The sequence below is a fragment of the Micromonospora sp. PTRAS2 genome, from assembly GCF_054052245.1.
Window position 1 is genome coordinate 776,807 of the sequence record NZ_JBSWBU010000001.1, and the last position, 20,050, is coordinate 796,856.

Below are 20,050 nucleotides of genomic sequence, written 5' to 3' on the forward strand. Positions count from 1 at the left end.
GACCGGCGTCTTTCTTCGCTGTTCGGGGACCGTCGGCGGGCGTAGGGTCGACGCATGGCCACGCCTCAGACCCCCTACGACGCGGTGCTGCACGCCGCACGCGACGTGACCAGGCTCGACACCGCTCTCGATGCCGAGATGCTCGGCGCGGCGCTGCTCGGCAGCGTCTACTCGGTCGCGGAGACCGACCGGGAGGCGGCCGTCCGGGAGTTCGTCACGGGCTTCCTCGCCGCCACCTCCCGCCGCCGCACGGCGGCGGCGAGGACCATCCGCTCCGTCTTCGCCGCCCTGGTGCCCGACGCCGAGGGCGCGGCGAAGGTCAACCCCGGCACCCAGGCCCCGGCCTGGTCCGCGCACCTCGGGCGGGTGCACCTCACCGGCACCTGGAGCTACGGCGACGTGTACGGCGACCAGACCTCCTACCTCGCCACGTTCGCCTACGACGACGCGGCAGGCGGCCCCGAGCACGCGCTGGTGGCCCTGGTCGACCACAACATCGGCATCACCAAGGACGTCTTCGTGGGCGGCCCGGCGGGACGCATCGTCGAGCAGGTCCGGGAGATGGTCGACGGCGACGAGCTGACGTGGTTCCGGGAGGAGGACCCGGCCCGGATGCACGGCGAGGTCGGCCGGCACCTGGCCGTCACCGACGACCTGGGCGAGCTGCCCGCCGAAGGGTCCCTCGCCACCGACCGGGCGCTGGCCGGTGCCCGGCTGGCGCTGCTGCCCCCGCCGACCGCCGGGGCCACCCGGGACGCCGAGCCCCTCTCCGGCGACCAGCGCACGGAACTGGTCCGGGCGTTCCTCGCCTCGCCCGAGGCCGCCCGCTACGACCTCGACCCGTCCGACGACGCGGGGCTGGCCTCGCTGCACTTCTGCCTCAGCCTGCTGCTCGACCACGCGGCGAGCTTCCCCGACGCCGACGCGCTGCGCTGGAGTCCCACGGTCGCCGAGCTGTTCCTGCTCGACTGGGTGCACCGACGGGCCGTGCTCGACATGGACGACGCCGCGATGCTGCCCCGGGTGCTGCGCGGCTGGGCGGCCTACGCGGCCCGGCGCAAGGGGCTGCCGCAGGCGGCGGCGGAGCGCACCGACACGGCCGTCGAGGAGATGATCCCCGAGTTCGCCCGCCTCTACTCCACCGGCGAGCGCCGCAGCCCCGCCACGGCGGCGGTGGCCCAGCTGATGGCCGACGGGGTGGACCCGGACGACCCGGCCGCCCTCGACGCCTGGATCGAGGCGAACCGGCACCGCCTCGCCGACGACGGGACCTGACCCGGCACGACCCCGACCGCGGCGCCTGACCCGGCTCGGCCCGGCCCTGGTCGAAGGGCCTGGCCGGGCCGGCAGGCGGTCCGCTCAGGTCAGCGCGCCGTAGACGGCTCCGGCCACCAGCCCGCCGACCGTCCCGCCGATCAGCACCTGGGGCAGGGTGTGGGCCCGCAACCGCACCCGGGACCAGCCGGCAAGCACCGGCACCGGCACGGCGGCCAACAGCGGCGGGCCGAAGGTGAGCACCAGCACCACCACCGCGCCGGCGGCCACGGCCGTGTGGATCGACATCTTCCACCAGTGGCTCACGGTCACCGCCACCACGAGCCCCACCACGCCGGCCGCCACCAGCGCCAGCAGCGGGCGGGGAGCACCGAACGCGGCGAGCAGGGCCCAGCCGACCGCCGCCGAGGCGAGCCCGAAGAGCAGCGGCGTCCGGCGCTGTTCCCGCACACCGACGTGGTGGTCGGTGAGTCGCCCGCGGCGTACCCCGCCGACGATGTACGCGAACGGAATCCCGCTGGCGAAGACGGTGGCAAGCAGCCCCCAGGCCAGCCCGTGCGCGCCGCCGTTCCCGCCGAACCAGCCGACCAGCATGGTCAACACGGTCACCAGGACGGCGGGCGCGGTCAGCTCGGTGATCAGGCGGGCGGCGCGCAGCCCCGGGCCGGGCATGACGTGGAGGCGCTCTTCTTCCGCTGGGGGACGATCCGGTCTGCTCAGCCCTGTCGCTCCCCGCCGTGCGGCCCCGGTCGCCGCTTACCGCCGGGCGGCCCCGGTCGCCGCTCGCCGACCTGCGGCCCCGGCCGTCGCTCGCCGGTCTGCGATCTCGGCCGGGTGCCCGGGCCATCGTCACGCGGGCCGGGCCGGCCGGCGGTGACCGGCCTCACCGGGTGGCGGGTGGGCGGTCGTCGCCCACGGCGGGGCCGACGGGCGAGCCGGTGGTGGGCTGCGGCGGCACGGCCGGAGTCTGCGGCGTCGGGCTGGGGTGGCTGGACGGGGTGGACGCCGGGCGGCGGTGTGTGGGCGGCCTGGGCACCGCCGTGGGCACGACCGGGGACACCGCAGGAGTGGTCGGGAACGCCGGGGGAGCGACCTGGGGCGCGGTGAAAGCGGTCTCGGGGACTGGTCCACCGGTCGTCGTCGGGTCGGGGCCGGCGGTGGGCTCCGCGCTCGCGGTCGGCTCGGTGCCCGACGACGGGCTCGGCACCTGGGCCGAGGCGGAGAGGGTCGCCGTCGGCTCGGTCGGCGGCGTGGTCGGAGGCATGGGTTCCCCGGTCGGCGCCGGGGCCGGGGAGGGGTGCGGCGTCGGGGTGGGGGTCGGGGTCACGGTGGGCGGCGGGGGCAGGGTAGGCACCCGGGGCGGCGGGCGGTGGACCGCCTCGGGATCCGACCGGTCGGAGGCGGCCGGCACGATCGGCGCGGGCGCGGGCGGCGGAAGGCCCGGACCGGGCAGCTCGGGCTGCGGCACCGCGGCCGTGCCCGGCGGGGTCGAGGGGGCGGTCGCGGGCTGGCCGGTCGCCGGCACGATCACCGGCCCGACGGAACGCGTGGGGATGAACGGGGTGCTGCTGTCGGGGAGTGCGGTGCTGCCCACGGTGGCCGACCCGGTGCTGATGGCGGCGAGGATCGGCATGGAGGCGGTGCCGGCAAGCAGGGCGACCGTGAAGAGGTATCCGCGCCCGGGGGCACCGGAGCCGGGGGCGCGGTGCGCCCCGACGACCCGACGGTAGCTGCCCCCGGCCGCACGGTGCCGGCCGAGCAGCGGCACGGTGGGACCCTCACCTGGCTGGGACACGCGCACTCCTCGTCCGTCGTCGATCATCGATGCGGGACGGGCGATCCCCCAGGGACCAAAACGGGCATAAACCCATGAAACGCCCGACCGGCATCATCAGCTTGACTCAGTGACGGCCAGTTCACCAGGAGCCACCGCGTGTCGACACACAAATTGTCCGGCCCGCCCCGGTCACTCACGATCCTCCGGGGACAGCGGGCCCCACCAGCCACAAACCCGACAGCGCCCGGAATCCGGGGCGGGCGTACTGTGGGCGCGCTCACCTCCTCTGCCATCATTTGGGGCACGACGGCAACGCAGCCGCGACCTCCGCGCACCCTGCGGCAGGCGCGGTACGACGCCGGCGCTCCCGAACCGGGTTCGCACGGAATCCGGCTCACGCCGCGCGGCAACCCTCACCGGGGCTAGGCGCGGCCGCCAGGAACCAGTCCGGCACCAGCCGGGCGGGTGCACACACTGCGCGGAGCGGGTCACCCCCGGTGCCGGCGCAGACCACGACAGGGAGAGACGGATGGCAAAGGGCGACCCCGGGGTCACCACCACCCGCGGCCGGCGAGCCGCACCCCGTGCCAAGCGAACGGCCGCGACGGCTGGCGGCGACCCGGAACTCGTGCAGCTGCTCACGCCCGCCGGAGAGCGTGTCGAGAGCGCGTTCGGGCCGGACGGCACGGAGTACCGCGTCGACTTCACCGACGAGGAGTACCGAGGGCTCTACCGCGACCTCGTGCTGGTCCGCAAGCTCGACGCCGAGGCCACCGCGTTGCAGCGGCAGGGCGAGCTGGGGCTGTGGGCCAGCCTGCTCGGCCAGGAGGCGGCACAGGTCGGCTCCGGGCGGGCGCTGCGCAGCCAGGACATGGCCTTCCCGACCTACCGCGAGCACGGCGTGCTCTATTGCCGGGGCATCGACCCGATCATGCCGCTCGGCCTGTTCCGGGGCGTCGACCAGGGCGGCTGGGACCCGAACGAGTTCAAGTTCAACATGTACACGATCGTCATCGGGGCGCAGACCCTGCACGCGACCGGGTACGCGATGGGCGTCCACATGGACGGCAAGACCGGCGGCGACGACGGCGAGGCGGTGATCGCCTACTTCGGCGACGGTGCGACCAGCCAGGGCGACGTGAACGAGGCGTTCGTCTGGGCCAGCGTCTTCAACGCCCCGCTGGTGTTCTTCTGCCAGAACAACCAGTACGCCATCTCCGAGCCCCTGGAGCGGCAGACCCGCGTCCCGCTCTACCAGCGGGCGCGCGGCTTCGGCTTCCCCGGCGTACGGGTGGACGGCAACGACGTGCTCGCCTCGTACGCGGTGACCCGGCACGCGCTGGACAACGCGCGGCACGGCCAGGGCCCGAGCCTGATCGAGGCGTACACCTACCGGATGGGGGCGCACACCACCTCCGACGACCCGACCCGCTACCGGATCGCCAGCGAGGTCGAGGCCTGGCAGGCCAAGGACCCGATCGCCCGGATGAAGGCGTTCCTGGAGAAGCAGAAGATCGCCGACGGGTCGTTCTTCGCCGAGGTCGACGAGCAGGCCCGCGCCGAGTCGGTGCACCTGCGCGAGCGGGTGCTCGCCATGCCCAACCCCGAGCCGGTGACGATGTTCGACCACGTCTACCCGCACGGGTCCCCGGAGCTCGACGAGCAGCGGGCGCAGTTCAGCCGCTACCTGGAGTCGTTCGAAGGGAGCGCCCACTGATGGCCACGGAGACGCTCACCCTCGGCAAGGCCCTCAACGCCGGCCTGCGCCGGGCCCTGGAGCACGACCAGAAGGTCGTCATCATGGGCGAGGACGTCGGCAAGCTCGGCGGCGTGTTCCGGATCACCGACGGCCTCCAGAAGGACTTCGGCGACCAGCGGGTGATCGACACCCCGCTGGCCGAGTCCGGCATCATCGGCACCGCGGTCGGCCTGGCCATCCGCGGCTTCCGCCCGGTCTGCGAGATCCAGTTCGACGGCTTCGTCTACCCCGCGTACGACCAGATCGTGTCGCAGGTGGCGAAGATGCACTACCGCTCGCAGGGCAAGGTGCGCATCCCGATGGTGATCCGCATTCCGTACGGGGGCGGCATCGGCGCGGTCGAGCACCACTCGGAGTCGCCGGAGGCGTACTTCGCGCACACCGCCGGCCTGAAGGTCGTGACCTGCGCCAACCCGCAGGACGCGTACGTGATGATCCAGCAGGCGGTCGCCTCGGACGACCCGATCGTCTTCCTGGAGCCGAAGCGGCGCTACTGGGAGAAGGGCCCGGTCGACCTGGAGGCCCCGCTGTCGGCGGCGTACCCGCTGCACTCGGCCCGGGTGGCGCGGGCCGGCACGGACGCCACCGTCCTGGCGTACGGGCCGATGGTGCGGACCTGCCTGGACGCGGCGGCCGCCGCGGCCGAGGACGGCCGGGAGCTGGAGGTCGTCGACCTGCGCACGCTCTCCCCGCTGGACCTCACCGCCGTGTACGAGTCGGTGCGGCGCACCGGCCGGTGCGTGGTGGTGCACGAGGCCCCGGGCAACCTGGGTCTGGGCGCGGAGATCGCCGCCCGGGTCACCGAGGAGTGCTTCTACTCGCTGGAGGCCCCGGTGCTGCGGGTGACCGGCTTCGACACCCCCTACCCGGCGTCCCGGGTGGAGGAGGAGTACCTGCCGGACCTCGACCGGGTGCTCGACGCCGTCGACCGCGCCTTCGGGTGGTGAGCGGGGTGTCGCGGATCAAGGAGTTCAACCTGCCCGACCTGGGCGAGGGGCTGACCGAGGGCGAGATCCTCGCCTGGCTGGTCAAAGAGGGCGACACGATCGAGCTGAACCAGCCGATCGTGGAGGTGGAGACGGCGAAGGCGGCCGTCGAGATTCCCGCGAAGTGGGCCGGCCAGGTGCGGTCGATCTTCCACCCGGAGGGGAGCACGGTCGAGGTCGGCACGCCGATCATCGCGATCGACACCGACCCGGGCGCGGGCCCGGTCGAGGCGTCGACGACGGGCGCGCCGGCCGCCGACCTGCCGACCCCGTCGGCGGCGTCCCTGGCCGCCGTCGAGATCGCGCCCGAGGAGGGCATGGTCGAGCCGGGGCTGATCGGCGGCGTGGCGCCGGGCGGGCGCACCGCCGTGCTGGTCGGCTACGGCCCGCGCAACGCGCCGGCCAAGCGCCGCCCGCGCAAGGGCGCGTCCCCGGAGCGGCCGGTTGCCACCCCGGCGGCCTCCGTTCCGCCCGCGCCGGCCCCGGCGCCCGTCCCCGCGGCGGCACCGGTCACGGCAGCGGCAGCAGTCGCGGCGGCGACGACCGTGAACGGCAACGGGCGGCCCGGCGGGCTGGTGCTGGCCAAGCCGCCGGTGCGCAAGCTCGCCAAGGACCTCGGCGTGGACCTCGGCTCGCTGCGCGGGTCGGGGCCGCTCGGCTCGATCACCCGGGAGGACGTACAGCGGGCGGCGAGCGGGACCGCGACGGCGGCCGAGCCGCCGACGGTCGCGGCACCGGCCACGTCGGCCGCGGCCTTCGGCGCCGACCGCGAGCAGCGCATCCCGGTCAAGGGGGTACGCAGGCTCACCGCCGAGAACATGTCCCGCTCGGCCTTCACCGCGCCGCATGTGACGGAGTTCCTGACCGTCGACGTGACCCGGACGATGAAGGCCCTGGACCGGCTGCGGGGCCGGCGGGAGTGGCGCGACGTGCGGGTCTCGCCGCTGCTGTTGGTCGCCAAGGCGGTGCTGCTGGCGGTACGCCGGCACCCGATGGTCAACTCGACGTGGGCCGGCGACGAGATCGTCGTCAAGGAGTACGTCAACCTGGGCATCGCGGCGGCCACGGAGCGCGGCCTGATCGTGCCGAACATCAAGGACGCCGGCCGACTCACGCTGCGTGAGCTGGCGGACGCGCTGACCGGCCTGGTGCAGACGGCGAAGGCCGGCCGGACCTCGCCGGCGGACATGTCCGGCGGCACGCTGACGATCACCAACGTCGGGGTGTTCGGGGTGGACACCGGCACGCCGATCCTGCCCCCGGGCGAGTCGGCGATCCTGGCGTTCGGCGCGGTCCGCGAGATGCCGTGGGTGCACAAGGGCAAGGTCCGCCCACGTCAGGTGACCACGCTGGGTCTCTCCTTCGATCACCGGATCATCGACGGCGAACTCGGCTCGAAGTTCCTCCGCGACATCGGGGACTTCCTGGCCGATCCGGAGGCGGCGCTGCTCGCCTGGACCTGACGGGTAACCGACACCAGCCACGGCCGGTGTGCCACGGGTGAACGCCCGGCACACCGGCCGTTGCCGTTGGAAGAAGAAAGCACCGTCACCAGACCCCGTTGACCTACGATCCTTAGGCAGGTGTCTCAGCTCACCTACTAATCGTTGGAACTTCGGGGCTGGATGCGGTTCAATTGAGTCATCAAGGGGCCGACAACCGAATAGCCAGGAGGAGAACCCAGATGAGCATGATCGAGCGAATCCGCAACCGCCGCGACGCCAACCGCCGGGCCCGTGCCATCGAGCACGCCCTGCGCTCCGCCAACTCGCCCGCGGTCCGCGAGGAGCTTCTCGCCATCGCCCAGCGTCACATGAGCTGACGCCCCACACTTTTCTCACCCTCCTCCAGTTCGACGACCCGCCCGGTTCGCCCGGGCGGGTCGTCGGCGTTTCGGGCCTATTGACACCGGGATTCCGCCTCGCCGCACCGCCCGGTACGGTGGGGCTCGGTCGTCAACCGCCCGCCCGGACCCCGTCGTGCCGATAGAAGCTGCTCGACACCGTCCGGCGACGCGGAGTGACGGCCGGTGCTCCCCGGATGCCGCGGGCGGCCACCGGATACGGTGCGGGGAGTCCCCACGGTCGGCACCGCCGGCCACACCGGTACCCACGCCGACGCACCGTCGGCATCGGCGGCCGACATGTGATGGAGGAGGCGCACCGATGACGTCCGAGGGCCCGCACCACCCCGGCCAGGAGCCGGACGAGGTGTCGCCGGGCGCCGGCGCACCGGCGCCGTACGGCGTCGCCAACCCGGACCTGGGCTGGGCACCCCCGCCCCCCGCGGCCCGGCCGAACCCGCCTGCTCCCGCCTGGGCGACCCAGAACGACCAGCCGCCGGCCCCCGCCTGGGGCCAGCCCCCGCAGAACGACCAGCCCTCGACCGCCGCCTGGGGAGCGCCGCCCCACGGCGACCAGCCGCCGACCGCCGCCTGGGGCACCGGGCCGCAGGGCGACCAGCCGGCGACCCCCAACTGGGGCGCGGCACCGGGTGACCAGCCCCCGACCGCCGCCTGGGGCCAGCCTCCGCAGAGTGACCAGCCGCCGACCGCCGCCTGGGGTGCCGCCCAGGTGCCGGCGCAGCAGCCGGAGCCGAACCGCCCGGCCGCCTGGGGCCCGCCGGCCGGCGCGGCGCAGCCCGCCTGGGAGCAGAACGAGCAGGCCGGGCCGGGCTGGCAACAGAACGAACCGGCACCGGGCTGGCAGCAGAACGAGCAGGCCGGCCCCGGCTGGGCCGCCGCCCCGGCCGCCGCGAACGCACCGAACGGAGAGCCGGCCCAGCCGGCCTGGGCGACGCAGCCCGAGCAGCCGGCCCCGGCCTGGGCCGGCGCGGCCGACCAGCAGCCGTCGGCGCCGTGGGGCCAGGCCGAGTCCGGCGCCCGGGGTGCCGCCCGCGTGCCCGGCCAGGCGACGCCGCCCCAGGACTGGGCCACCACACAGGACGACGCCTCCCGCTCCGGCGGCTGGAACTCCGGCCAGCAGGGCGACGGCCCCGCCGGCCCCGACGCCTGGAACGCCGCTCCGCAGCAGGCCGACGGCCCCGCCGGCTCCGGTGGCTGGCCGCGGACCGAGCAACCCGACACCCCTGGCCAGGCAGGTCAGGCCGCCTCGGCCGCCCCGTCCGAATTCGGCGGACCCGCCGCACAACCCACGTTCGACGGTGCGCCCGGGCAGCCCGGATTCGGCGGCCCGGCCGAGCAGCCGCCGGCCGCGTGGGGCCAGGCCGAAGCCGCCGCCCGGGGTGCCGCCCGCGTGCCCGGCCAGGCGACCCCGCCCCAGGACTGGGCCACCACACAGGACGACGCCTCCCGCTCCGGCGGCTGGGCGACCGGCTCCCCCGCCTCCGCCCACGACGACCCCGCCCGCTCCGGCGGGTGGGCTGCCACGGCGGTCCGCTCCGACGACCAGCCGCAGCCGAACGCCTGGCCCGCCGCCGACGAGTCGGGGCAGCCCGGCACGTGGGGCGCGGCAGCGGTGCCGCAGCGGCAGGACGACCGGCCGGAGGTCCCCGACTGGGCGGCGGCCGAGCCGACCTCCGTACCACCGGCGCGGGCCACCGCCACCGTCGGCACGGACGGGCCGCCCGCCTGGGGGACGCCCGGCGAGAGCCCGCAGCAGCGGCCCGGCGGCGACCGCTCGGACCGCCCGGTCATGCCGGACGTCGAGCCGTGGGCACCGGGCGAGGCGTGGGGGCGTACCGAGCCGGAGACCGCCGCGCCGCAGCAGGCTGGCAACGCCTGGGAGCCCGAGCGGCCCGAGGACCGTCCGCTTTACCAGCCCGCCCCCGGGCCGGGGATCTCGCCGGCCAACGCCGTGCCGCTGCCGCCGCAGGAGCAGCGCGTGCCCGGTGCCAGCCTGGCCGCCCTCCCGCCGGCCGACTACGCCCCGCCGGCCCAGTTCCCCCCGGCGGTCGAGCCCTCGCCGGCCGGCGAACCTTCAGGTCGTGAGGGCGCCCCGTCGCCGTACGCGCCCGAGTCGGGCGCCGGCTGGGGCCGCGCCGAGGAGCCGCACCCACAGGGCACCCCGTTCGTGCCCGCCCCCCGGGTCTCGCCGGAGTCCGGGGCGGCCGCCCGGGCCGCCGTACCCGCGGCGGAGGCCGGAGAGGCCGCGGACGGCGCGGTGGGCAGCGTCTCGGCGAGCGCGTCCGTGCCCATGGCCAGCCGCGTGGTGCCCCCCACCGACCAGGCGCTGCACCCCGGCGGCGCGCCCGCGCCGCAGCCCCGGGTGTACGGCCGGCCGGCCCGCCCGGAGCCGGCCGACGAGCCGGAGGCGGCGGACGAGAGCCCGTTCCGCCCCGAGCACAACCCGCCACCGTCCCGGTTCGACGAGCCGGGCCCGCAGGGGCGGTTCGACGAGCCGGGCCGCTTCGACGAGCCGGGCCCCCAGGGCCGCCCCGCCGAACCCGACCAGCAGCGCGGTTTCGACGGACCCGACCAGCACCGCGGATTCGACGGGCACGACCAGCACCGCGGATTCGACGGGCACGACCAGCAGCGCGGGTTCGAGGGGCGCGACCAGCACCGCGGGTTCGACGACGTCGGGCCGCAGCAGCGCTTCGACGACCGCGGGCCGCAGGGCGGACCGCAGCGCTTCGACGCCCCGGACCGGCAGGCCGGCCAGCAGCACGGCTTCGGCGACAGCCCGGCGATCGGGGCGGCCGGCGCGCCCGCTCCGCCGGCCTTCCCGCCCGGGGTGCCGTCCTTCGTGGACCCGCCGGCCAGCAACCGGCCCGTCAACGGCGTCCGCCCGCACGAGGGCGACCGCCCGGGTGACCAGTTCGGCGGCCCGATGGGCGGGGCCACCGCCGTGCCGGGCGCGGTGCCGGGCCACCCTCCCGCGCCGTACGGCGAGCCGACCCAGGTCGGCTTCCCGCCGCAGGGGCCGCAGTCCGGCCCTGCCTGGGGCGCGGAGCCGGAGGAGCAGGGCCGGTTCGACGCGTTCAAGCCGGAGGCGGACGCGCCGAAGGCCGAGGCTCCGCCACCGAAGGTCCGCAACGGCCGGGTGCTGGCCGCCGTGCTGGTGGCCGCCGTGCTGATCCTCGCGGTGCCGCTGGGGCTGCTCATGCTGCTCGGCAAGGTGGGCGGCGACAACGCGAAGCCGTTCGACCCGGCCGTCGGCTCCTGCGTGAAGCAGTCAGGCGAATCCGCGACGTCGGCCACCTGCGGCGAGGCGGGATCGTTCACGATCGTGTCTAAGGTCGAGACCAAGGAGAAGTGCGCCGACCCGGGCCAGCCGCACGTCGTCCTCCGTGGTGACGTGCCGAAGAAGGTGCTCTGCCTCAAGTCGGCCACCAAGTAGCGAACCCGGGGGCGGGGCCACGGACCACCGTGGCCCCGCCTTCGTCGTACGCCCGGGGTGTGACCAAGCCGCGCGGGGTGCCGGCCGGTCGGGGCCTCCCGGTCGGGCAGACTGGGGGCATGAGCGCACGAGTACGGGCTCCCGAGCTGCGCGGACGGGGCTGGCTGAACACCGGCGGGCGGGACCTGAAGCTGGCCGACCTGCGCGGCAAGATCACAATTGCCGACTTTTGGACCTTCTGCTGCATCAACTGCCTGCACGTGCTCGACGAGTTGCGCCCCCTGGAGGAGAAGTACGCTGACGTGCTGGTCGTCGTCGGCATCCACTCGCCGAAGTTCGAGCACGAGAAGGACCCGGCCGCCGTCGCCGCCGCCGTCGAGCGGTACGGCGTGCACCACCCCGTCCTCGACGACCCCGAGCTGGACATGTGGCAGCAGTACGCGGCCCGCGCCTGGCCGACCCTCGCCGTGATCGACCCCGAGGGGTACGTGGTGGCCACCATGGCCGGTGAGGGTCACGCCGAGGGGCTGGCCCGGCTGGTCGACGAGTTGGTCGCCACCCACGAGGCGAAGGGCACCCTGCACCGGGGCGACGGTCCGTACGTGCCGCCCGCCGAGCCGGAGACGGCCCTGCGCTTCCCCGGCAAGGCCCTCGCGCTCGACGGCGGGCACCTGCTCGTGTCGGACTCGGCCCGGCACTCCCTGGTGGAGCTGGCCCCCGACGGCGAGACGCTGGTGCGCCGGATCGGCGCGGGCGTCCGGGGGCGCGCGGACGGGCCGCCCGGCGCCGCCGCGTTCTCGGAGCCGCAGGGGCTGTGCCGGCTGCCGGAGCACGTGGCCGAGGTGGCCGGTTACGACGTGGTCGTCGCCGACACCGTCAACCACCTGCTGCGCGGGGTGCGGCTGGCCACCGGCGAGGTGGTGACCGTGGCCGGCACGGGCCGGCAGTGGCGCTCGACGGTGGACGACCACGCCCACGACTCGCTCTCGGTCGACCTCTCCTCCCCGTGGGACGTGGCCTGGTACGACGACCGGGTGATCGTCGCGATGGCGGGCATCCACCAGCTCTGGTGGTTCGACCCGATCCGCCGCACGGCGGGCATGTACGCCGGCACCACCGTCGAGGCGCTGCGCGACGGGCCGCTGGCCGAGGCGTGGCTGGCCCAGCCGTCCGGCCTCTCGGTCTCGGCCGACGGCACCCGGCTCTGGGTCGCCGACAGCGAGACCAGCGCCATCCGGTACGTCGAGAACGGCGTCCTGGGCACCGCCGTCGGGCAGGGCCTGTTCGACTTCGGCCACGTCGACGGCCCGGCCGACCGGGCGCTGCTCCAGCACCCGCTGGGGGTGTGCGCGCTGCCGGACGGCTCGGTGCTGGTCGCCGACACGTACAACGGGGCGGTCCGCCGCTTCGACCCGGCCACCGGGCAGGTGTCGACGGTCGCCGACGGGCTCGCCGAGCCGAGCGACGTGGTGCTGACCGCCGACGGCGGGGTGCTGGTGGTCGAGTCGGCCGCGCACCGGCTGACCCGGCTGGCCCCGGGCGCGTTGTCCGCCGTGGGGGCGAGCACGGTCGACGGCCCGCGGCACCGCACCGAGCGGAAGCCGATGGAGGTGGCGGCGGGCGAGGTGACGCTGGACGTCGTCTTCGCCCCGGCGCCGGGGCAGAAGCTGGACGAGACGTACGGGCCGTCGACGCGGCTGGTCGTCTCGGCGTCGCCGCCGGAGCTGCTGGCGGAGGGGGCGGGCACCGGCACGGAGCTGTCCCGCCGGTTGGTGGTCGACGGGTCGGTGGCCGGCGGGGTGCTCCAGGTGACCGCGCAGGCGGCGACGTGCGACGCCGACGTGGAGCACGCGGCCTGTCACCTGACCCGGCAGGACTGGGGGGTGCCGGTGCGGGTGGTCGAGGGCGGCCCGGCGCGGCTCCCGCTGGTCCTGCGCGGCCTGGACGCCTGACAGCCTGCGCCCCGCCGGCCGCCAGCGCCCCGCGCGGCCGCCCGCGCCCCGCCGATTGCCCCCGCGCGGCCGCCCGCGCGCCGGCGCTGGTTGCGTTAGGAAGGGGCCCTTCCTATACAGAATGCGTTAACAAGGTGCCCCTCCTTTCACGCGAACGGGGTGAGCGTCACCCCCGCTTCGAGGAGCGCGGCCCGCACCAGCTCGGCGGACGCCACCGCGCCCGGTGTGTCGCCGTGCAGGCAGATGGACTCGACGGGGCAGGGCACGACGGTGCCGTCGACGGCCACCACGGTCTGCTCGGTGGCCATCCGGACGGCGCGGGCGGCCACCTGCTCGGGGTCGGTGACCAGCGCGCCGAGGGCGGTGCGGGGCACCAGCGTGCCGTTGGGCAGGTAGCCCCGGTCGGCGAAGCCCTCGGCGACCACCCGCAGGCCGGCGCCGGTGGCGAGCTGGGCGAGCACCGAGCCGGGGGCGCAGAGCACCGGCAGGTCGCGGTCGTACTCGTCGATGGCGGCGATCAGGGCGGCGGCCTGCGACTCGTCGACCGAGGCGGCGTGGTAGAGCGCCCCGTGCGGCTTGAGGTAGCGGACCCGGGTGCGGTACGCCCGGCAGAACGCGTCGAGCGCGCCGAGTTGGTAGGTGGTCTCGTCGCGCAGGTCCGCGAACGCGTACGCGATGTGTCGGCGGCCGAAGCCGGCGAGGTCGCGGTAGCCGACCTGGGCCCCGACGGCGACCCCGCGTTGGGCGGCGGCGGCGCAGACCCGGCGCATGGTGGACGGGTCGCCGCCGTGGAAGCCGCAGGCGACGTTGGCCGAGGTGATCAGGTCGAGCAGCGCCTCGTCGTCGCCGAGCCGCCAGATGCCGAATCCCTCGCCGAGGTCAGCGTTGAGGTCCATGGAACGTCACCGTAGTCCCCGGGCGGGCCTGCGCGAGCGGCGTCACGTCGTCCACCACCCCGACGACGGGGTAGCCGCCGGTGGTGGGATGGTCGGCGAGGAAGATCAGCGGCTGGCCGTCGGCGGGCACCTGCACCGCGCCGAGCACGAGGCCCTCGCTGGGCAGTTCCCCGGCGACCGCGCGGGGCAGCGGCGCGCCGGTCAGCCGCGCGCCGACCCGGTTGCTGACCGGGCTCACCGTGTACGCCGTGCCGAGCAGCCGGTCGAGCGCGGCGGGGGTGAACCAGTCGTCGCGGGGCCCGAGGCGCAGCCGGAGCCGCAGCGCGGCCGGGGTGGGCGGCCCGACGGTGACGTCGACGGGGGCGGGGTCGCCGGCCGGGTCGCCGAGGGGCAGGGTGTCGCCGTCGCGCAGCGGGGGCGGGCCGAGGCTGGAGAGGGTGTCGGTGGACCGGCTGCCGAGCACCGGCGGCACGGCGATCCCGCCGGCGACGGCGAGCCAGGTGCGCAGCCCGGAGCGGGCCGGGCCGATCCGCACGACCGCCCCGGCGGGCACGGCCAGGGGCCGGCCGACGTCTCCGGGCCGGTCGCCGAGGTGCACGTCGGGGTGCGGGCCGGTCCGCCGTGCGTCGCCGGTGTTCGGGTCGCCGGTGTTCGGGTCGCCGGTCGGCATGTCGCCCAGCCGCCCGTCGCCGATCCACACGTCGGCGTCCGCGCCGGTGAGCGCGACCGTGCCGGCCCGGGTGAGGCGCAGCGCGCAGCCGGTGAGGGTGATCTCCAGGCCGGCGGCGTCCTCCGGGTTGCCGACGAGGCGGTTGGCCAGCCGCAGGGCGGCCGGGTCGAGCGCCCCCGACCGGGGCACGCCGAGGTGTGCCCAGCCGGGCCGGCCCTGGTCCTGCACGGTGGTGAGCGCCCCTGCCCGGAGCACCTCCAGCCGGCGTGCCGGGCCGCCGGCGGGTGGGCGGGTCACGTGGTCGCCGCCAGGCGTACCGGGGTGCCGGGGGCGAGCCGGGCCGGCGGGTCGGCGGCCACGTCGAACAGCGTCAGCGCGGTCCGTCCGACGAGCAGCCAGCCGCCGGGCGACGCGCCGGGATAGATTCCGGCGTACGGGCCGGCGAGCGCGACCGAGCCGGCGGGGACCCGGGGGCGGGGGGTGGCGAGCCGGGGCACCGCCCACTGCGGCGGCAGCCCGGTCAGGTACGCGAACCCGGGCGCGAACCCGCAGAAGGCGACGCGGAACGGGGTGCCGGTGAGACGGGCGACCACCTCGGGCACGTCCACGCCCCAGTGGCCGGCGACGACGGGCAGGTCGACCCCGTCGTACGTGACGGGCACCTCGACCTCGGCGGGCGTCGTGCCGTCGGCGGGGCTGGTGGCGGTGGCGGGCGTCGTGCCGTCGGCGGGTCGTGGGGTCCAGTGGGCGACGAGCGCGGCGGCCCGGTCGGGGTCGGGCACCCCGTCGAGCAGCACCGTACGGGCCGCCGGGACGATCTCGACGGCGGTCAGCTCGCCGGCGGCGCGGCGGCGCGTCAGCTCGGCCCGCCACGCCTCCACCTGGTCGGGGTCGTCGCAGTCGAGCAGCAGGGCGTGGGCGCCGACGGGCCGGATCCGCATCCCGCCATGATCCCCGATCGGCGGGCCCGACAGGGCCGCCGGACCCTGTGGTCCCGTGACGATAGGCACTACTTGACGGTAACCTACGGTGCCGTAACCTAGGTGCGTGACGACCTCCGCACCGCTTCGACTCAAGCCGGTCGACATCGGGAAGCCGCGGATGCGCGGCTGGCTGCACACCTACGCGTTCTTCGCCGCGCTCGTCTGCGGCATCGTGCTCTGCGCCATCGCCGCCAGCCGCCCCGGCTGGTCCCCGCTGGTCAGCTGCCTCGTCTACAGCCTGACCGTCTGCGGCCTCTTCGGCACCAGCGCGCTCTACCACCGTCGGGTGTGGTCCGAGCGCGGCTACCAGATCATGCGCCGGATGGACCACTCGATGATCTTCGTGTTCATCGCCGGCACGTACACACCGTTCTGCGTCCTGCTGCTGGACGCCCGGCAGGCGACCACCATGCTCGCCCTGGTCTGGGGCGGCGCGCTGGGCGGCGTGGCGCTGAAACTGGTCTGGCCGCACGCGCCGCGCTGGGTCTCCGCACCGCTCTACCTGGCCCTCGGCTGGGTGTCGGTGGCGATGCTGCCGCAGATCCTGCACTCCGGCGGCGTGACCGCGCTGGTGCTGCTCGCCGTCGGCGGCGCGATCTACAGCGTCGGCGCCGTCTTCTACGCGCTGCGCAGGCCCAACCCGTGGCCCACCGTCTTCGGCCACCACGAGTTCTTCCACGCCTGCACGCTGGTGGCGGCGATCTGCCACCACATCGCGATCTACTTCGCCCTGTTCGCCTGAGCCCGCACCCCGGTTCCACCTGATCCCCCGCCCCGGGCACGCGCCGGGGGCCCCGCGCCGTTGCGGGGCCCCCGGAGTCCTGGGCGGTCGTCGGCCGTCGGGCCGGACCGGTCAGACCGTACGACCCGGGCGGCGCACCTCGCGGTACTCCTGGACCACGGGCTCGCCCTGCACCGGCACGACCCGGTCGGCGACCACGCGGTTCTGGTGCACCGGCGCGGCGACCACCGTGCGGCGGCCCCGGTTCCAGAAGTAGAGCGTGGTGAGCAGGCTGACGACGCCGGCGAGCATCAGGACCCAGCCGACGACTCCGAGATTCAGCCACCCCAGGTCGGCCTGCACGGCGAACGCGAAGATCGCACCCAGCGCGATGAGGAAGATGCTGGCACCAATGCCCATTTTCGTCGCCTCCTTGGCTGTCAGCTGGCGCTGCTACCCGCCGCGGCCATGGATGAGGTTGCGGCATCCATCGACATACCCAGGCGCTCCGATCGTCAATCGGGCAAGCTGGGCCCATGACGGACGTCGGAGGGACGGAACGGACGTTGGTGCTGCTGCGGCACGCCAAGGCGGAGGCACCGGGTAGCGGCCCGGACGTCCAGCGGCCGCTCACCGCGCGGGGGCACGCCGACTCGGCCGCCGCCGGTGCCTGGCTGGCCCGGCACGGCCTGCTCCCCGACGTGGTGCTCTGCTCGACCGCCCGGCGCACCCGCCAGACCTGGCACGGGGTGCAGCTGGGCATGACCGGCGCGGCGGACGAGGCGGGACCGGCCGGTCCCGCCCCGCAGGTGCGCTACGAGCCGGGCGCGTACGAGGCACGCCCGGCGGACCTGCTGGCGCTGGTGCGGTCGACCCCGGCGGAGGCGACGACGGTGCTGCTGGTCGCCCACAATCCGGGCATCTCGCTGCTCTCGGCGCTGCTCGACCCGGAACGCGCGGACCAGGAGGGCCTGCGCACCACCGACCTGGTGGTGCACCACACCCGGCTCCCCTGGGCCGAGCTGCGCCGCGCCGACATCGTCGCCCGCCACACCGCCCGCGCCTGAGGCGCAAGGAAGGGCCCCCTGTTAACGCATTCCGTTGTACAGGGGACCCCTGTTAACACCTGCGAACGCCCGAGGTGCGACCGCGCCGGGCGGGCGGCCCGGCGGGCCGGCCCGGGCGGGTGGGCCCGGGCGGGTGGGCCCGGGCGGGCCGGTGCGCGGCCGGTGTGCCGGTGGGCCTCAGGAGGGCGGTGCCGTGGGCGGCGGTGGATCGGGCGGAGGCGGCATCATGGCGGTCGGATGCGACAGCCTGTTCTCCTCCACGATCAGGGTGCGCGCCCGCTTGCGCCGGTCCTGCCAGAACCAGAGCGTGGTGAGCAGCACGGCCAACCCGGCCAGGATGAACACCCAGCCGACCGCGCGCAGGTCCACCCACCAGACGTTGGCCCGGATGGCGAAGGTCAGGATCGCGCCGATGGCGATGAGGAAGATTCCACTACCAATGCCCATGTGCGCTGCACCCCCACGTGCGGTGGCTCTGGGCGTTCACTGACGACGTCCGGGCCTCGGTTACCCGCCCGGCCGGGCAAGTACCCGGGATGCGACCGGCGATAGGGGACACGCCGGACTGTTCGGCACGGGTCGCCGAAGCGGGGCGGGACAGCGCCGGCCGACGACACGGGGCGAAACGGCGACGGCCGGCGAGTTGGGGGACTCGCCGGCCGTCCGGGGGCCGCTGTGGTGCGTCAGCGGCTCAGAACGCCTCCTCCGGGAGGTCCATCAGCTCCAGGTCGGTGCTCTCGATGATCCGCCGGTCGGCGCCGAGCCGGGGCAGCACCTCGCGGGCGAAGAACTTCGCGGCGGCCACCTTGCCGGTGTAGAACGCCTTGTCGGCGGTGGAGACCTCACCGGCCAGGGCGCGCAGGGCGACGTCGGCCTGCCGCTGGAGCAGCCAGCCGACGACGAGGTCGCCGATAGCCAGCAGGAACCGGCGGCTGCTGAGGCCCACCTTGTAGAGCGCCCGGGCGTCGCCGCCCTGCGCCTCGCCGAGCCAGCCGGTCAGCACGCCGAGGATGGTCTGCACCTCGGCGAGCGCCTTGCCGAGCGCCTGCCGCTCCTGCTTGAGCTGGCCGTTGCCGCCCTCGGAGGTGATGAACTCCTGGATCTCGCCGGCGACCGTCATGAGGGCCTTGCCGTTGTCCCGAACGATCTTGCGGAAGATCAGGTCGAGGCTCTGGATCGCGGTGGTGCCCTCGTACAGGGTGTCGATCTTGGCGTCCCGGACGTACTGCTCCAGCGGGTAGTCCTGGAGGAAGCCGGAGCCGCCGAAGGTCTGCAGCGCCTCGTGACCCAGCATCTCGTACGCCCGCTCGGAGCCGACGCCCTTGACCAGCGGCAGCAGCAGGTCGTTGACCCGCTTGGCGATCTTCGTCGCCTGCTCGTCCCCGGCCGCCTCGGCGATGGCGACCTGGTCCTGCCAGGAGGCCGTGTAGCAGACCAGGGCGCGCAGGCCCTCGGCGTACGACTTCTGGAGCATCAGCGAGCGGCGCACGTCCGGGTGGTGGGTGATGGTGACCCGGGGCGCGGTCTTGTCGGCCTGCTGGACGAGGTCGGCGCCCTGCACGCGGTTCTTGGCGTACTCGAGGGCGTTGAGGTAGCCGGTGGAGAGCGTGGCGATGGCCTTGGTGCCGACCATCATCCGGGCGTACTCGATGATCATGAACATCTGCCGGATGCCGTCGTGCTTCTCGCCGAGCAGCCAGCCCTTCGCCGGCACGCCGTGCTCGCCGAAGGTCATCTCGCAGGTGTTGGAGACCTTGATCCCCATCTTGTGCTCGACGTTGGTGGCGTAGACGCCGTTGCGCTCGCCCAGCTCGCCGGTCTCCGGGTCGAAGTGGAACTTCGGCACGACGAAGAGCGACAGGCCCTTGGTGCCGGGGCCGCCGACGCCCTCGACGCCGACCGGGCGGGCCAGCACGTAGTGCACGATGTTGTCGCTCAGGTCGTGCTCGCCGGAGGTGATGAAGCGCTTCACGCCCTCGATGTGCCACGAGCCGTCCGGCTGCGGGATCGCCCGGGTGCGGCCGGCGCCCACGTCCGAGCCCGCGTCGGGCTCGGTGAGCACCATCGTGGAGCCCCACTGCTTGTCGATGAAGAGCTTGGCCCACTTCTTCTGCTGCTCGGTGCCCTCGACGTGCAGAACGTGCGCGAAGGACGGGCCGGAGGCGTACATCCAGACGGGGGCGTTCGCGCCGAGCACCAGCTCGGCGAGGGACCACCAGAGGGCACGCGGGGCGTTGGTGCCGTCGAGCGCCGGCGGGAGGTCGAGCCGCCAGAACTCGGACTCCATGAACGCCCGGTAAGACTTCTTGAACGGCTCCGGCAGCGGCGCGGTGTGCGTGGCCGGGTCGAAGACCGGGGGGTTGCGGTCGCTGTCCGAGTAGCTTGCCGCGAGGTCCTCGCGGGCGAGGCGGTCCACCTCGGCGAGGAAGCTGCGCGCGGTGTCGACGTCGAGATCCGAGTACGGCTCCTGGCCGAACGCCCGGTCCGCCCCGAAGACCTCGAACAGGTTGAACTCAAGGTCCCGGAGGTTGCTCTTGTAGTGGGTCATGCTCGCTGGCCCCGCTTCCCGGACAGGTGTTACCGATCAGTAACCCCGACTGTATTACTCGCGGGTAGGCAGCGACAAGCTCAACGTGGAAGTGACGGCGATTACACACCCGCGCT

Annotated in this window: 17 protein-coding genes; 9 read left to right on the forward strand and 8 right to left on the reverse strand. The window is 74.9% G+C overall.

Annotated elements, in window-relative coordinates:
• Positions 1-54: 54 nt before the first annotated feature.
• On the forward strand, positions 55-1,275 hold the full coding sequence (locus ACVMYR_RS03740; protein WP_457121105.1) for a hypothetical protein: 1,221 nt from the start codon (positions 55-57) through the stop codon (positions 1,273-1,275).
• An 84-nt stretch (positions 1,276-1,359) separates the two neighbouring features.
• On the opposite strand, the gene ACVMYR_RS03745 is transcribed toward ACVMYR_RS03740, so the two are convergent.
• Positions 1,360-1,947: a phosphatase PAP2 family protein gene (locus ACVMYR_RS03745; RefSeq protein ID WP_144082507.1), complete on the reverse strand. Its 588-nt coding sequence runs from the start codon at positions 1,945-1,947 to the stop codon at positions 1,360-1,362.
• A 211-nt stretch (positions 1,948-2,158) separates the two neighbouring features.
• Positions 2,159-3,070 (reverse strand): hypothetical protein, encoded by a 912-nt coding sequence (locus ACVMYR_RS03750; protein ID WP_457121106.1) that lies wholly within the window; start codon positions 3,068-3,070, stop codon positions 2,159-2,161.
• A 511-nt stretch (positions 3,071-3,581) separates the two neighbouring features.
• Between ACVMYR_RS03750 and pdhA the strand changes: the two genes are divergently transcribed.
• The 6 genes from pdhA to ACVMYR_RS03780 all read left to right on the forward strand — a co-directional run bounded on the left by pdhA (position 3,582) and on the right by ACVMYR_RS03780 (position 13,049).
• A complete protein-coding gene (pdhA, locus tag ACVMYR_RS03755) occupies positions 3,582-4,769 on the forward strand; it encodes a pyruvate dehydrogenase (acetyl-transferring) E1 component subunit alpha (protein ID WP_377587274.1) in 1,188 nt (395 codons plus the stop codon).
• Positions 4,769-5,758 carry an alpha-ketoacid dehydrogenase subunit beta gene (locus ACVMYR_RS03760; RefSeq protein ID WP_457121107.1) on the forward strand — a complete coding sequence of 330 codons (990 nt, stop codon included), beginning with the start codon at positions 4,769-4,771 and terminating at the stop codon, positions 5,756-5,758. The genes pdhA and ACVMYR_RS03760 overlap by 1 nt, the downstream gene beginning before the upstream one ends.
• Positions 5,755-7,260, forward strand: coding sequence for a dihydrolipoamide acetyltransferase family protein (locus ACVMYR_RS03765; protein WP_457121108.1), 1,506 nt, complete (start codon positions 5,755-5,757; stop codon positions 7,258-7,260). The genes ACVMYR_RS03760 and ACVMYR_RS03765 overlap by 4 nt, the downstream gene beginning before the upstream one ends.
• Positions 7,261-7,481: 221 nt before the next feature.
• A complete protein-coding gene (locus ACVMYR_RS03770; protein ID WP_165823299.1) occupies positions 7,482-7,619 on the forward strand; it encodes a hypothetical protein in 138 nt (45 codons plus the stop codon).
• A gap of 343 nt (positions 7,620-7,962) precedes the next feature.
• The gene (locus ACVMYR_RS03775) at positions 7,963-11,097 is read left to right on the forward strand and encodes a hypothetical protein (RefSeq protein WP_457121109.1); all 3,135 of its coding nucleotides are present in this window, start codon (positions 7,963-7,965) and stop codon (positions 11,095-11,097) included.
• Between the two features lie 119 nt (positions 11,098-11,216).
• On the forward strand, positions 11,217-13,049 hold the full coding sequence (locus tag ACVMYR_RS03780; protein WP_457121110.1) for an NHL domain-containing thioredoxin family protein: 1,833 nt from the start codon (positions 11,217-11,219) through the stop codon (positions 13,047-13,049).
• Between the two features lie 146 nt (positions 13,050-13,195).
• On the opposite strand, the gene ACVMYR_RS03785 is transcribed toward ACVMYR_RS03780, so the two are convergent.
• The 3 genes from ACVMYR_RS03785 to ACVMYR_RS03795 are packed head-to-tail and all read right to left on the reverse strand — an operon-like array spanning position 13,196 to position 15,556.
• A complete protein-coding gene (locus ACVMYR_RS03785) occupies positions 13,196-13,945 on the reverse strand; it encodes a LamB/YcsF family protein (protein ID WP_077935458.1) in 750 nt (249 codons plus the stop codon).
• Positions 13,929-14,912: a 5-oxoprolinase subunit C family protein gene (locus ACVMYR_RS03790; protein WP_457121111.1), complete on the reverse strand. Its 984-nt coding sequence runs from the start codon at positions 14,910-14,912 to the stop codon at positions 13,929-13,931. Before ACVMYR_RS03790 ends, ACVMYR_RS03785 begins: the two co-directional genes overlap by 17 nt.
• Positions 14,909-15,556, reverse strand: a complete 648-nt coding sequence (locus ACVMYR_RS03795) for a 5-oxoprolinase subunit B family protein (protein ID WP_228986578.1) — start codon at positions 15,554-15,556, stop codon at positions 14,909-14,911. The genes ACVMYR_RS03790 and ACVMYR_RS03795 overlap by 4 nt, the downstream gene beginning before the upstream one ends.
• Positions 15,557-15,662: 106 nt before the next feature.
• Between ACVMYR_RS03795 and trhA the strand changes: the two genes are divergently transcribed.
• Complete coding sequence (gene trhA, locus ACVMYR_RS03800) at positions 15,663-16,340, forward strand: PAQR family membrane homeostasis protein TrhA (protein WP_091282670.1); 678 nt, start codon at positions 15,663-15,665, stop codon at positions 16,338-16,340.
• Positions 16,341-16,451: 111 nt separating this feature from the next.
• Here the strand turns inward: trhA and ACVMYR_RS03805 are convergent, their stop codons facing one another.
• Positions 16,452-16,739 carry a DUF6458 family protein gene (locus ACVMYR_RS03805; RefSeq protein ID WP_077935456.1) on the reverse strand — a complete coding sequence of 96 codons (288 nt, stop codon included), beginning with the start codon at positions 16,737-16,739 and terminating at the stop codon, positions 16,452-16,454.
• A 116-nt stretch (positions 16,740-16,855) separates the two neighbouring features.
• Here ACVMYR_RS03805 and ACVMYR_RS03810 point away from each other — a divergent pair, with 116 nt between their 5' ends.
• A complete protein-coding gene (locus ACVMYR_RS03810; protein WP_457121112.1) occupies positions 16,856-17,386 on the forward strand; it encodes a SixA phosphatase family protein in 531 nt (176 codons plus the stop codon).
• Positions 17,387-17,563: 177 nt separating this feature from the next.
• Here the strand turns inward: ACVMYR_RS03810 and ACVMYR_RS03815 are convergent, their stop codons facing one another.
• Positions 17,564-17,833, reverse strand: a complete 270-nt coding sequence (locus ACVMYR_RS03815; RefSeq protein WP_043961115.1) for a DUF6458 family protein — start codon at positions 17,831-17,833, stop codon at positions 17,564-17,566.
• A gap of 244 nt (positions 17,834-18,077) precedes the next feature.
• Positions 18,078-19,934 (reverse strand): acyl-CoA dehydrogenase, encoded by a 1,857-nt coding sequence (locus ACVMYR_RS03820; protein WP_396789249.1) that lies wholly within the window; start codon positions 19,932-19,934, stop codon positions 18,078-18,080.
• Between the last annotated feature and the right edge of the window lie 116 nt (positions 19,935-20,050).

Bases quoted from the DNA above. Each gene is read 5' to 3' on its own strand.
- ACVMYR_RS03745 (WP_144082507.1), bottom strand. From the start codon at position 1,947: ATGCCCGGCCCGGGGCTGCGCGCCGCCCGCCTGATCACCGAGCTGACC.
- ACVMYR_RS03740 (WP_457121105.1), top strand. From the start codon at position 55: ATGGCCACGCCTCAGACCCCCTACGACGCGGTGCTGCACGCCGCACGC.
- ACVMYR_RS03780 (WP_457121110.1), top strand. From the start codon at position 11,217: ATGAGCGCACGAGTACGGGCTCCCGAGCTGCGCGGACGGGGCTGGCTG.
- ACVMYR_RS03805 (WP_077935456.1), bottom strand. From the start codon at position 16,739: ATGGGCATTGGTGCCAGCATCTTCCTCATCGCGCTGGGTGCGATCTTC.
- ACVMYR_RS03785 (WP_077935458.1), bottom strand. From the start codon at position 13,945: ATGGACCTCAACGCTGACCTCGGCGAGGGATTCGGCATCTGGCGGCTC.
- ACVMYR_RS03820 (WP_396789249.1), bottom strand. From the start codon at position 19,934: ATGACCCACTACAAGAGCAACCTCCGGGACCTTGAGTTCAACCTGTTC.
- ACVMYR_RS03770 (WP_165823299.1), top strand. From the start codon at position 7,482: ATGAGCATGATCGAGCGAATCCGCAACCGCCGCGACGCCAACCGCCGG.
- ACVMYR_RS03775 (WP_457121109.1), top strand. From the start codon at position 7,963: ATGACGTCCGAGGGCCCGCACCACCCCGGCCAGGAGCCGGACGAGGTG.
- ACVMYR_RS03810 (WP_457121112.1), top strand. From the start codon at position 16,856: ATGACGGACGTCGGAGGGACGGAACGGACGTTGGTGCTGCTGCGGCAC.
- pdhA (WP_377587274.1), top strand. From the start codon at position 3,582: ATGGCAAAGGGCGACCCCGGGGTCACCACCACCCGCGGCCGGCGAGCC.
- ACVMYR_RS03815 (WP_043961115.1), bottom strand. From the start codon at position 17,833: ATGGGCATTGGTAGTGGAATCTTCCTCATCGCCATCGGCGCGATCCTG.
- ACVMYR_RS03795 (WP_228986578.1), bottom strand. From the start codon at position 15,556: ATGCGGATCCGGCCCGTCGGCGCCCACGCCCTGCTGCTCGACTGCGAC.
- ACVMYR_RS03760 (WP_457121107.1), top strand. From the start codon at position 4,769: ATGGCCACGGAGACGCTCACCCTCGGCAAGGCCCTCAACGCCGGCCTG.